This is a genomic window from Acinetobacter schindleri CIP 107287 (assembly GCF_000368625.1).
In the GTDB taxonomy this organism is placed as follows: domain Bacteria; phylum Pseudomonadota; class Gammaproteobacteria; order Pseudomonadales; family Moraxellaceae; genus Acinetobacter; species Acinetobacter schindleri.
This window is the reverse complement of sequence record NZ_KB849579.1, coordinates 73,422-85,774: the sequence shown is the minus strand read 5'-3', so window position 1 is coordinate 85,774 and position 12,353 is coordinate 73,422. Positions and strand designations below refer to the sequence as shown.

Here is a 12,353-nt window from a genome sequence, read left to right as displayed (position 1 = left end):
CTTACAATGAATTAGTCATTGTCTTTATTTGCAGTATATACATAAGCATAATTATAACCATAGCTACTTGCCACCCCTTTTTGTACATCATTCAGAATCACACCATTCACTTTGACTTTCGCCTGCTCAAAACGGTTGATGGTCAATTCAAGCTCTTTCATCTGAGTTTTGGCATGACGTACCACCAGCAGGTTCACACCAGCAGACTGTGCAATGATCACACCATCTGTGACTGCCAGGGCAGGCGGCGTATCAATCAGAATATGATCAAACTGAGCAGATAACTCGCTCAAAAGTGCCTGGAACTTTTGTGAACCTAATAACTCTGCAGGATTAGATGGGTTTTTACCCCGTGAAATAAAGTACAGACCCTCATAGCTGTCGGCCTTGATGACTTGCTCCAAAGTATGAGTACCCAGCAGAAGCTCAGACAGTCCTGGGGCTGTATCCTGATTAAAATACTTGTGTAAATAGCCGCGGCGCATATCGCCATCCATCACCAAGACTTTTTTACCGCCCTGCGCCAGAATGGCACCCAGATTTGCTGTAATAAAAGATTTACCCACTTCTGGGGCCGGGCCAGAGATAGCAATAATATTATTTTTGGCTTCCGTCAGCGAAAAATGAATCGTAGTCCGGATACTGCGAATACTTTCCACCGCAATATCCTCGCTATCTTTAACTGCAAGAATAGGAATATTCTTTTTCTTCTTTAATAGTTTAATGTAACTTTCTTGAATAACAGAGCGAGGCACTGTGGCATAAACAGGAAGGTCCAGTTCATTTTCAATTTGGGTGGAATCCTTAACGCCACTACGTAGCATATTACGTAATAAGGCTAATAAAAGCCCAATAAATGTACCTATAAATAATGAGATGACTATTACTCGCATCTTTTGAGGCTTAATCGGTGCAAGAGGCTGAACTGCGTTATCAACAATACGTACATTGCCAATTTCCCCTGCTTTGACAACTCGCAATTGTTGGTATGAATTTAGCAGAGCCATATAAAGTTGTTGTTTAACTTCCACTTCACGGAATAGTTGCAGATATTGACGTTGTAACTCTGGTAGACGTCTTAAAGTGCCATCTAATTCTTTAATTTTCTTATTAATAGCAGCTAATTGTGCATTCATTTGTTGCATAATGGGGTGTTCAGCTGTGTATTTAGCTGAAATTTCTGCTATTTCTTGTTCAAGAGAAGCTTTTGTGGTTTCTAGATTAATACTTTGGGAAATATAAAGATTCGACTCTTGGGTAACATCTACAGTATTGTATTGTTCTCGGAAGTTATTAAATTCACGTTCTGCTATATCTAGTTGCTGCTTTAGTTCTGGTAACTGTTCTTCCAGGAATTTTAAGGTTTGTGCAGTTTCAGCAGTTCTTCGTTCAATATTTTGTTGACTGTAAGTAGCTAAAATAGCATTTAATACTTTAGTAATGTGTTCTCGATTTGTACCTTGTAAAGTTAATCCAAGAATACCAGTGCCTTTTCCTTTTTCTGAGATTTGATATGAAGAAAGTAGACTCGAAACGGCTGAAGGTAAATTTTGTTTACGGATCTGATAAGTAGTATCAAAAGTATCTTGTGTATAAATACCTACTTTCCATAGACCAGATGTAGACTGGGATTGACTTATTTGGTTTAAGGGGGCTGAAAATACTACTTCATTTGTAGTTGCATCAGTCAGGGTGTATTTACCTGAACTAAAGCTCAACAATAAGTTTCTATTTAAAAAGGAGGAGGGAACCTCAAAATACCGAATATCTAAGCTTTTTTGATTATCATTGAATAAGACAGACTTCTCTGAATATACTGTTCTATAGGTATTCGTTTGAAGTAAACGATTCCAAAAGGAATTTTCTGTAGGTGTAACAATAATATTTAAATGCAAATAGTTAATTACAGTCCCTAAGATCAAGCGAGACCTTAAAATTTCAATCTCTGCTTGAGCAGGTGACATTTGGTCAAGAGCAGAGGATAAATCTCCTGATAAGACGGCTGATGCTCCTTTACTGTTTTCAACTTGTATTAGAGCATCAACTTGGTAAGTAGGAAGCGTAGTTCTTAAATAAAGTAAGGCACAGATCAAACTTAAAATGACACAGAGAGTAATTAGTTTCCACTGGGAAATTAAGGAGAAAAATAATTCCTTCAGGTCAATGGTATCTTCTGTATTGGTATTTTGGCTCATAGTCTTTTGTTCAAAAGTTAAATATATTTTTTCCAGTCTGCAATGCAGGCTTGAATCAACTGACAGGTATCATCAAATACTGCCTGATCATGCTGGTAAGGGTCAGCCACATTTTTTTCTTGCCAGTGCCCGAGCCTAAAAGTTTTACCTTTGGCAAAGGGCCAGGTCTGTTCCACATGTTTTTTCTGGTTCAGACTCATGACTAAAATCAGGTCGGCTTTCTTGACGAGCTCGGCATTCAGCTTTCGGGCCACATGCGGGCTCATATCAATCCCTAAACGTTGCATGCACAGGCTGGCTTTATCATCTGCTGTATGACCGACCAGCCCGGAAATACCGGCAGATTCAATCTGTAAATGCGGAAATTCCTGTTTTAAAAAATATTCCGCCATGGGGCTACGGCAAATATTGCCAATACAGACCACAAGGATATTTTGAATTTTCATATTAATTGCTCAGATTGTTAGCCGTATTAATAAGACCAGAAAAAGGAACAATCTGATTAATTACACGTTGCCAGCGCGCAAGGCCCGATGCATCGACATAGACAATATCATTACTGCGCATTTTAAACTGATTGGCCAGGCCAAAGTCGGCAATACTGCTTAAATCTAGATGATAGACTTCAGTTTGTGTGCTACTTGGTTGACTGCGTACTACATAAATTTTGCTGCGGCTAGCAGTGAGAGGGTTTAATCCCAAGCTTTCTCCGAGGACATCTCCTAAACTCATACCTTCTGCACGCATTGGTAAAGATTGATTTTTACCTGCTTCACCCATCACATATATTTTTTGATTTTCTCTTGCATTGACATAAATTGTATCATTTGGCTGGATAAGCAAATTATGTAAAGAATATCCTGCTCTTTCTAATTCAATACTGTTAAGAATGTAACTTCTTCCATGGCGAATTAAAGTAATCGAGGCATTGTCACCTTGTTGAGCATTGATACCACCCGCCATACCTAAAGCACTATATATACTGACAGGTTGGTCTGTTAAATAATATACACCACCATTTTCAATATTTCCTTGAACTGAATAGCGTTGTCCTTGATAAGATGAGACTCGAGCAATCACATCCGGAGTTTTTAAGTAGCGAGATAATTGGCTGCGGAGTTCACGGTTAACTTGGCCTAAGGATTTTCCTGCAGCTTTATAGCGGCCAATAATCGGAAAGTGAATATAGCCGCTTTGGTCAATTTGATAACCATTTTTAGGATCAGTATTACTTCCTGAAATTTCAGGGTAGGCCCATAAATAAATGGACAGGATATCCCCTGGACTAAGGCTATAGTTACGGTGTGACTGGGTAAACAGGTGAGTATAATCTTGCTGAATATTTTGTACTGCTGGTTGCAAACCTAATACAGTATCTTGGGTCAGCCGGACCACATTCACCGACGTCCCCAAGTCTGTTTGATAGACACCTTCTGCCGGTAAGTCATAGGTTTGTAAGCCGGAGGTAACCGCACACCCGCTTGCTGTCACCAAAAAAGACAGTAGAATTATAGATTTAAATTGTCTCACGCGTATTCCCGTTCTCGATTTTTCTAAAATCATAAAAATAAAAAATAGTTTACCGAAGTTATTTTAAGGGTATATAACAAATTGTAAGTAGATTGCGAAAGTATACGCAAGCACAGCCATAAAAATGAGGCAAAAAGTATCTAAATTGTGAGACACAACAAAATTAAACAAAGATCATTTGCAAAAAACTGACACAAAAGGAAGCATTTTGGATTTTTTGGCTAAAAATCATAACAGAATATTCATGATTTTCTGCTAACATTCCCGCCGAAAGATTGACTCTTCATAAGTATAGTATATAAATAAGGCGTTAAAATGCTAAAGCTCTCTGACCTGAAAATTGCCGTAATTGGTTTAGGCTATGTTGGTTTGCCACTTGCCGTAGAATTTGGAAAAAAGATTCCGGTAATTGGTTTTGATATTCATCAAAAACGGATTGAAGAATTACGAAGTGGCCAAGACCATACTTTAGAAGTATCACCGGAAGAGCTACAACAGGCGACTCAGCTCTCTTATTCAGCCAATTTAGATGATTTAAAAAGCTGCAACTTTTTTATTGTGACGGTTCCTACGCCAATTGATGACTATAAACAACCCGATTTAACCCCGCTCATTAAGGCTTCGACCAGTATTGGTCAGGTGTTAAAAAAAGGCGATGTGGTGGTGTATGAGTCTACTGTATACCCAGGCGCAACTGAAGAAGATTGTATTCCGGTATTGGAAAAGGTTTCAGGTTTAAAGTTTAATCAGGACTTCTTCGCTGGTTATAGCCCGGAACGAATTAATCCGGGGGACAAGTTGCACCGTGTCACCAATATTTTAAAAATTACCTCAGGATCTACCCCAGAAGTTGCAGACTTTGTTGATCAGGTCTATAACCTGATTATTGAAGCCGGCACTCATAAAGCAACTAGTATTAAAGTCGCTGAAGCAGCAAAAGTCATTGAAAATACCCAACGTGACGTCAACATCGCACTCATTAATGAGCTGGCTGTGATTTTTAATAAAATGGGTATTGATACTGAAGCGGTTCTGAACGCGGCTGGAACAAAGTGGAACTTTTTGCCATTTCGCCCAGGTTTAGTCGGTGGCCACTGTATTGGGGTAGACCCGTATTATTTAACCCATAAAGCACAGTCTATTGGTTACCATCCTGAAATTATTTTAGCCGGCCGTCGTTTAAATGATGGTATGGGAGCTTATGTGGTTACCCAGCTGGTCAAGGCCATGATTAAGAAAAAGATTCAGGTCGAGGGTGCTAAAGTTTTAGTGTTGGGTTTAAGCTTTAAAGAGAATTGTCCGGATATTCGTAATACCAAGATTATTGATATTGTGAATGAGCTACAAGAATATAATATTCAGGCAGATGTTTATGACCCTTGGGTTGATACGCAAGAAGCACAACATGAATACGGTATTACCCCAATTGTAAGCCTAAAACAAGGCCAATATGATGCGGTCATTTTAGCGGTTGCGCATGAGCAGTTTAAAGCAATGGGGGCTACAGATATTCGCGCTTTAGCCAAACAAGAACATATTTTATATGACTTAAAATATGTATTAGAACAATCTGAATCTGACATTCGTTTATAATATTTAGGGACCTGTATAAGAATGAGTCAATATCAGACTATATGTGAGCAATTAAAACAAAATCCTAAAACTTGGTTAGTAACAGGTGTAGCAGGTTTTATTGGCTCTAACCTTTTAGAAACTTTGTTAAAGTTGGATCAGACTGTGGTGGGGCTAGATAACTTTGCTACAGGTCACCATTATAATTTAGATGAAGTCCAAAGCTTAGTATCTGCTGAGCAGTGGGAAAAATTTAGTTTTATTGAAGGTGATATTTGTAACTTGGAAGACTGTCAAAAAGCCTGTACAGGTGTGGATTATGTATTACACCAAGCGGCTTTAGGTTCTGTACCACGTTCTATTGCTGACCCGATTACCACCAATGCGGCCAATATTACAGGCTTTTTAAATATGTTGGTAGCAGCACGTGATGCTAATGTGGCAAGTTTTACTTATGCTGCTAGTAGCTCTACCTATGGTGACCATCCTGCGTTGCCAAAAGTTGAAGAAAATATTGGTAAGCCACTTTCACCTTATGCAGTCACCAAATATGTAAATGAATTATATGCAGATGTTTTTGCACGGACTTATGGGTTTAAGGCAATTGGTTTGCGTTACTTTAATGTGTTCGGTAAGCGCCAAAACCCAAATGGCGCCTATGCAGCGGTAATCCCTAAATGGACCACAGCTATGATTGCTGGCGATGATGTGTTTATTAATGGCGATGGTGAAACCAGTCGTGATTTCTGTTTTATTGAAAATACCGTGCAAGCTAATATTTTAGCAGCCACTACACAAAATGATGAAGCTAAAAACCAAGTTTATAATGTGGCAGTGGGGGATCGTACTACGCTGAATGATTTGTTTAATGCCATTAAAGCTGCATTAAATGAAAATGGTGTGACTTATACGAAAGAGCCTGTATATCGGGATTTTCGTGCTGGAGATGTTCGGCATTCTCAGGCTAGTGTGGAAAAAATTAATAACTTATTAGGATATAAACCGGAATTTATAATTTCACAAGGAATTGATCAAGCAATGCCTTGGTATATAAACTTTAGTAAGTAAATATGCTTAATAGAGTTAAGGCATTTAAAAACCGTATAAGTGCCAATAAAGATGGAAAAGCTTTAGCCAGTAACTTTGGTTATCTAATGATAATGCAGGTAACAAGTTACATTTTTCCATTGCTTACTATTCCTTATTTAGCAAAAATCATCGGTGTAGATGGCTTTGGGAAGATTGCTTTTGCAGCAGCAGTAATAGTCTGGTTTCAAACTATTACTGATTGGGGGTTTAGTTATACAGCAACTCGTGATGTGGCACGAAATAGAGATAGTTTAGAGAAAGTTTCAGAAATTTTTTCTAATGTATTATGGGCTAAAAGCCTACTTGCTTTGATATCTTTTATTATACTTTTTATCACCACTGAGCTTATTCCTTATTTAAAGGAAAATCAGATTTTGTTATTCATTACTTTTATACTGGTACCAGCCAAAATTTTATTTGCAGATTGGTTCTTCCAGGCAATTGAGAAAATGAAGTTTATTACAATTTTTGATTTAATTTCTAAAGCAATTTTTACATTATGTATTTTTGTTTTTGTTAAAGAAAAAACTGACTTTATTTTACAGCCATTATTTTTAAGCTTAGGTTCAATATTGGTAGGATTGGCTTCATTTTACCTAATTGTATTCAAGTTTAAGATTAAGATATTACCACCTAACTATCTAGAAATAATAAATACTATAAAAAATAGTAAAGATGTATTTATAAATAATATAGTACCAAACTTTTATAATAGTTTCTCATCAGTACTTCTGGGTTTCTGGGGTGGAAGTATAGCAAATGGTTTACTAGATGCAGGTAGTAAATTTGCTAATATTGCTCAACAGTTTATTAATATATTATCACGGGTATTTTTTCCATTTTTATCGAGGAAATCAAATAAACATACTGTATATGTGAAAATTAATATATCAATTTCAGTGATATCTTCTATTTTATTAATTATTTTAGCTCCCTTTATTATTAAAATATTTTTTACTCCTGAATTTTACGATGCAATACCAGTTTTGCAAATTATTGCATTCTCTTTGATTTTTCAGACACTCATTAGTACCTATGGCTTGAATTATATGATAATTCATGGTTTTGAAAAGTCATTAAGGAATATTACTATTATATGCTCAATGATTGGTTTTCTTGTTTCTTTTCCAATAATTTATTTTTATGATTTTTTGGGTGCAGCTATTGTAATTGCGGGAACAAGATCTCTTTTAGGTTTATGTATTATGTTTAAAGCTACAGCTATTCAACGGAGTATGTTAGTAAAATGAAAATTGCTATCCATCATAACCCTCATAGTTTTTCTGATCGTTGGATAAAATATTGTGAAAAAGAAAAAATAGAATATAAACTTGTAGATGCTTTTGATAGTAATATTATTGCACAGCTCAAAGGTTACGATGTTTTTATGTGGCATCATCATCATGCGAAATATAAAGATGTTTTAACGGCTAAGAGAATATTGTTTGCTCTAGAACATGCTGGTATTAAAGTTTTTCCAGACTTTAAAACCGGATGGCACTTTGATGATAAAGTAGCTCAAAAATATTTACTAGAAGCTATAGGGGTACCTTTAGTACCAAGCTACGTATTTTATGATAGAGAAAAAGCTTTAAATTGGGCAAACAGTACAGTGTATCCTAAAGTTTTTAAACTTAAGGGTGGTGCAGGAGCTTCTAATGTTAAGTTAGTGAAAAGTCAATCACAAGCAGTTGAGTTAATTAATCAGGCATTTGGTCAAGGCTTTTCTCAGTTTGATCGTATAGGTTATTTTAAGGAAAGGCTAAGTAAATATAGACAAAAAAAAGATACATTTTTAGGAGTGCTAAAAGGTTTTGCTCGGATTTTTATTGCATCTAAATATTCTCAACAACAAGCTAAAGAAAAAGGCTATATCTATTTTCAAGAGTTTATGCCAAATAATAACTCAGATATAAGGGTTATTATAGTGGGTGATAAAGCTTTTGCAATCAAACGAATGGTTAGAGAAAATGATTTTCGTGCCTCAGGAAGTGGTAATATAATATATGAAAAGCATGAAATTGATGAAAAAATTATTAAATTAGCATTTAAAATTAATGAAAAAATAAGATCTTCATCTATCGCTTTTGATTTTATTTTTGATAAAGATAATCAACCATTAATAGTAGAAATTAGTTATGGGTTTTCAGTTGAGGCATATAATAAGTGTCCTGGATATTGGGATAAGCAATTAAATTGGTATGAAGGTTATTTCAATCCTCAAGAATGGATGGTAGAAAACTTTTTATTAGGCAACTTTTAACTTAATTTAATTGAATTTTTATATGAACTGCAAACCTAAAAATTACTTATTTGTAAGTCCTACAGCTGTGCTTGGTGGGGCTGAACGTGTTATGTTTAACATAATTTTGACTTTATTAGATAATGGTAACTATGTAACCTTATATATAATGTCTAGAGGCGAACAATCTGGCTGGGATTTGATAAAAAACCATCCTAATTTTAATTTAATTATAAAAAAATATAATTCTGAGAAGACATCATTGCCTATGCTTTTATTTAGTTTATTCTACCTTAGTCATACAAGGAAATATGATTTTGGTTTTTCTACTCATAGTCATGTAAATGGTATAATGAGTCTTATGCGTAAACTAAAGCTCTTAAAAGTTGACTTTCTTATCAGTAGAGAATCAACAGTTGTTTTTGAGCGTTATTATGGAGTGTGGAAAATTATATTTAAATTAATATATAGATTTATGTATGGTTCTCAAGATTTAGTTATTTGTCAAACAGAGAGAATGAAAGTATCGCTTATTAATAATTTGGGTTATAAACCTGCAAAAAAAATTAAAGTAGTACCTAATCCAATAAATATTTCTTATATTGAAACCCAACTTCTTAATAATAAAAATTTAGTCAAACCTTTTAATACTTTAATTGTTGGGTGTGGTCGTTTAATATCTTTAAAGAAGTTTGATTATTTAATTGAAGCTTTTGCTTCAATAAGTTCAGTATTCCCTGAGGTGGGATTAGTAATTATTGGTGATGGACCTGAAAAGAGTAAATTAATTGCATTAGTGGATTCACTTGATATAAAAGACAAGGTTATTTTTACTGGGAAAATAAGTAACCCAATTCAGTGGTTCGCTCAAGCTGAAATAGGTGTGGTTTCTTCTGAGTTGGAAGGTTTTCCAAATGTCTTAATTGAGATGATGGCATCTGGGATAAAGCAGATTATAACAACTCCTTGTTCTGATGGAGTAAATGAAATTCCAAATATTGATGTTACTGATTCGTGTTCAATTAATGATATTAAAGAGAGTATAAATAAATCTTTAATTAATCCTATTGATTATTCTTTTGAGTATAAAGATTATGTCTATAATAAAAGGTCTACTGATAATTTTTTGAATAAAGTTGAAGTTTTATTGAAAGAGTGAATTGATAATTTTTTATAGTATTCTATTTGGCTTATTAATTGTTCCTTGTTTTTTAGTTTTGGGCTGTTGAGCAGGTTTTTCTAATGGAAAAAAAAATTGTGCATATAATAGTTGGGTTAAATGTTGGCGGTGCTGAACTTATGCTTAAAAGGCTAGTTTTGAACAGTCAAAAAAAAGGAAAATTTAAACACGAGGTAATTTCACTCACTGATCTAGGTGTTATTGGTGAAGATTTAAAAAAATCAGGTGTTTCTGTACATACACTGAATATGAAAGCCGCATACTCACTCTTAAGAACATATATATCTTTAAGGAATATATTAAAAGATATTAAGCCAGATGTTGTTCAAACATGGATGTATCATGCGGACTTAATAGGAGGCTTTGCTGCTAAGAGTTTAGGGGTTAATAATATTATTTGGGGTATTCGTAATTCTGCCTTAGATAGTAATAGTGGAATTATAAAGAAAGCTATCCGTAAAGCATGTGCATTACTATCCAATAAAATTCCAAAAAAAATCATATGCGTAGCTAGTAAAGCAAAAACTGTACATGGAAATATTGGTTATTGCGAAGAGAAAATGTTGGTGATTCCTAATGGGTTCGATGTAAACCGATTTAATGTTGATAATGAGCTACGTTATAGATATAGAGATGAATTGAAAATTCAGCATGATAAGTTAGTCATAGGAAATATTGGTAGATTTACACCAGCAAAAAATCAAGTGAATTTTATAAAAGCCTGCTTATTATTGTTGGAGAAAGGTTATGATTTTGATGTTATTATGGCAGGTCGAGATATATCATTAAATAATTTTGAAATTAAAAAATTGGTGGGTAATAAAGAGAATTTTAAGTTAGTAGGTGAAATTGATCAGCCAGAAAAGTTTTATAATGCGATTGATGTATTTTGTTTATCTTCAATAACTGAAGGATTTCCTAATGTATTAGGAGAAGCAATGGCAACTGAAAGAATATGTTTAACTACAGACGCAGGAGATGCGAGAGAAATATTAGGTAACTGTGGATATCATATTGATGGTTTTACATTTAATGATATAGCTAAATCAATAGAGATTAATATACTAAGTAAATATGGCTATAATCTAAAAAAAGTTGGAGATACAGCAAGATTACAGGTTATTGAAAAATATTCTCTGGAAAAAATTGTTTCAGATTTTGAAAAGTTATATTAATAAGTTTTAGGTGTATTATCATGTCTCTAAAGGAAAGTTTAATTAGGTTAAGTCCGTATTTAGTACAAAATACCGCAGTGACTCTTTTTAATGTTTACCAATACAAAATACGGCATGGTGGACATTATACTTACTTTCGTGAATTTTATGAAAAAGTAGATTATTTAAATGAGCAAGATTTAAATAATGAAATTCTTAAAAAGAAAGAAGATTTTTTTACATATGTTCTGTCTAAATCAGAATGGTATAAATGTCAAGATTTGAAGAGTTTTGAACAAGTTCGTCCTCTTGAAAAAACAGATGTAATTAATAATTTAGATAAGATAAAAACAATAAGTGAGTCAGAAGGTATTGTCAGTTTGACAGGAGGTACTACAGGTGCCTCTATGAAAGTAATTTATACAAAAAAAGATATGCAAGAAAGATTTGCAATTTTGGATCACTTTCGTGCACAGCATGGTTATGAGCTAGGTAAGAAAACAGCTTGGTTCTCTGGTAAAAATCTTATTACTCAGAAGGATATAGATAAGGGAATTTGTTCTCATTATGATTTCGTGAATAAAATCAGATTTTATTCTACTTTCTTAATTAATGAGAAGAACTTTGATATTTATTGGAAATCCTTAAATGAATTCCAGCCTGAATTTCTAGTAGGCTTTCCCTCTAGTGTTTTCGAGATTTGTCAAATTGCTCGAGATAGGGGATTAAAATATAAAGGCAAAGCTAAAGTTTTTTTCCCGACAGCAGAAACTGTTTTACCAGAATATCGAGAAGTAATTTTTGAAGTATTGGGTTGTAAACTAGTAGATCAATATGCGTCTTCAGAAGGTGCACCTTTTATTTTAGAATGTAGGGAAGGTCATTTACATATTCACCCTTTAACTGGTATCTTTGAAGTTGTCGATGAAGATTTAAACCCTGCTCAATCTGGTCAGATGTTAGTGACTTCTTTCACTACTCATGGAACTCCACTTATAAGATATAGAATTGGGGATTCAATTACTTTAACTGACAACTCAAAAAAATGTAATTGTGGTTCTATTTTTCCTTTAGTTGAACGTATTGAGGGGCGCACAAACGATTATATTCTTTCCCCCACCCACGGTAAAGTTAACCTTGGTAATATCAGTAATTCGACTAAAGACACTAAAGGTATAGTTTGTTTTCAGTTAATTCAAGACAAAATTGATCATCTAGAAGTCAGAATTGTAGTAAGTAAAGATTTCGATAAAAAACAGGAGTTAAGTTTCATTTCTTCACTGCGTGAAAGAATTGGAAATCAGATTGAATTAGATATTAGATATGTTGAGGCTATTGAGAAAGAAAAAAGTGGAAAATTCAGAATTGTTAAAAACTTAATTGGTAAATAG

10 protein-coding genes are annotated in these 12,353 nt (G+C 34.2%); 7 read left to right on the top strand and 3 right to left on the bottom strand.

Going from position 1 to position 12,353, the window contains the following annotated elements; all coding sequences use genetic code 11:
• Window positions 1-11: 11 nt before the first annotated feature.
• Genes F955_RS13575 through F955_RS13565 form a run of 3 tightly spaced genes read right to left on the bottom strand, consistent with a single transcriptional unit; the run spans window position 12 to window position 3,725 of the window.
• Window positions 12-2,195, bottom strand: a complete 2,184-nt coding sequence (locus F955_RS13575; protein WP_004895862.1) for a polysaccharide biosynthesis tyrosine autokinase — start codon at window positions 2,193-2,195, stop codon at window positions 12-14.
• Between the two features lie 17 nt (window positions 2,196-2,212).
• The gene (locus F955_RS13570) at window positions 2,213-2,641 is read right to left on the bottom strand and encodes a low molecular weight protein-tyrosine-phosphatase (RefSeq protein ID WP_004895860.1); all 429 of its coding nucleotides are present in this window, start codon (window positions 2,639-2,641) and stop codon (window positions 2,213-2,215) included.
• A gap of 1 nt (window position 2,642) precedes the next feature.
• On the bottom strand, window positions 2,643-3,725 hold the full coding sequence (locus tag F955_RS13565) for a polysaccharide biosynthesis/export family protein (RefSeq protein WP_004895858.1): 1,083 nt from the start codon (window positions 3,723-3,725) through the stop codon (window positions 2,643-2,645).
• A gap of 315 nt (window positions 3,726-4,040) precedes the next feature.
• Here F955_RS13565 and tviB point away from each other — a divergent pair, with 315 nt between their 5' ends.
• The 7 genes from tviB (at window position 4,041) to F955_RS13530 (ending at window position 12,353) form a co-directional block, all read left to right on the top strand.
• On the top strand, window positions 4,041-5,318 hold the full coding sequence (tviB, locus tag F955_RS13560; RefSeq protein WP_004895857.1) for a Vi polysaccharide biosynthesis UDP-N-acetylglucosamine C-6 dehydrogenase TviB: 1,278 nt from the start codon (window positions 4,041-4,043) through the stop codon (window positions 5,316-5,318).
• Window positions 5,319-5,339: 21 nt separating this feature from the next.
• Window positions 5,340-6,365: an NAD-dependent epimerase/dehydratase family protein gene (locus F955_RS13555; protein WP_004895855.1), complete on the top strand. Its 1,026-nt coding sequence runs from the start codon at window positions 5,340-5,342 to the stop codon at window positions 6,363-6,365.
• A gap of 2 nt (window positions 6,366-6,367) precedes the next feature.
• The gene (locus tag F955_RS13550) at window positions 6,368-7,636 is read left to right on the top strand and encodes an oligosaccharide flippase family protein (RefSeq protein ID WP_004895853.1); all 1,269 of its coding nucleotides are present in this window, start codon (window positions 6,368-6,370) and stop codon (window positions 7,634-7,636) included.
• The gene (locus F955_RS13545; protein WP_004895851.1) at window positions 7,633-8,649 is read left to right on the top strand and encodes an ATP-grasp domain-containing protein; all 1,017 of its coding nucleotides are present in this window, start codon (window positions 7,633-7,635) and stop codon (window positions 8,647-8,649) included. Before F955_RS13550 ends, F955_RS13545 begins: the two co-directional genes overlap by 4 nt.
• Before the next feature lie 22 nt (window positions 8,650-8,671).
• Complete coding sequence (locus F955_RS13540) at window positions 8,672-9,787, top strand: glycosyltransferase (RefSeq protein WP_004895850.1); 1,116 nt, start codon at window positions 8,672-8,674, stop codon at window positions 9,785-9,787.
• Window positions 9,788-9,870: 83 nt separating this feature from the next.
• Window positions 9,871-10,983, top strand: a complete 1,113-nt coding sequence (locus tag F955_RS13535) for a glycosyltransferase (protein WP_004895848.1) — start codon at window positions 9,871-9,873, stop codon at window positions 10,981-10,983.
• Between the two features lie 20 nt (window positions 10,984-11,003).
• Window positions 11,004-12,353, top strand: a complete 1,350-nt coding sequence (locus tag F955_RS13530; protein ID WP_004895845.1) for a phenylacetate--CoA ligase family protein — start codon at window positions 11,004-11,006, stop codon at window positions 12,351-12,353.

What these genes read in the sequence shown, in the direction of transcription:
- F955_RS13575 (WP_004895862.1), bottom strand. Translation starts at nt 2,195, where the DNA reads ATGAGCCAAAATACCAATACAGAAGATACCATTGACCTGAAGGAATTA.
- F955_RS13570 (WP_004895860.1), bottom strand. Translation starts at nt 2,641, where the DNA reads ATGAAAATTCAAAATATCCTTGTGGTCTGTATTGGCAATATTTGCCGT.
- tviB (WP_004895857.1), top strand. Translation starts at nt 4,041, where the DNA reads ATGCTAAAGCTCTCTGACCTGAAAATTGCCGTAATTGGTTTAGGCTAT.
- F955_RS13555 (WP_004895855.1), top strand. Translation starts at nt 5,340, where the DNA reads ATGAGTCAATATCAGACTATATGTGAGCAATTAAAACAAAATCCTAAA.
- F955_RS13550 (WP_004895853.1), top strand. Translation starts at nt 6,368, where the DNA reads ATGCTTAATAGAGTTAAGGCATTTAAAAACCGTATAAGTGCCAATAAA.
- F955_RS13545 (WP_004895851.1), top strand. Translation starts at nt 7,633, where the DNA reads ATGAAAATTGCTATCCATCATAACCCTCATAGTTTTTCTGATCGTTGG.
- F955_RS13540 (WP_004895850.1), top strand. Translation starts at nt 8,672, where the DNA reads ATGAACTGCAAACCTAAAAATTACTTATTTGTAAGTCCTACAGCTGTG.
- F955_RS13535 (WP_004895848.1), top strand. Translation starts at nt 9,871, where the DNA reads ATGGAAAAAAAAATTGTGCATATAATAGTTGGGTTAAATGTTGGCGGT.
- F955_RS13530 (WP_004895845.1), top strand. Translation starts at nt 11,004, where the DNA reads ATGTCTCTAAAGGAAAGTTTAATTAGGTTAAGTCCGTATTTAGTACAA.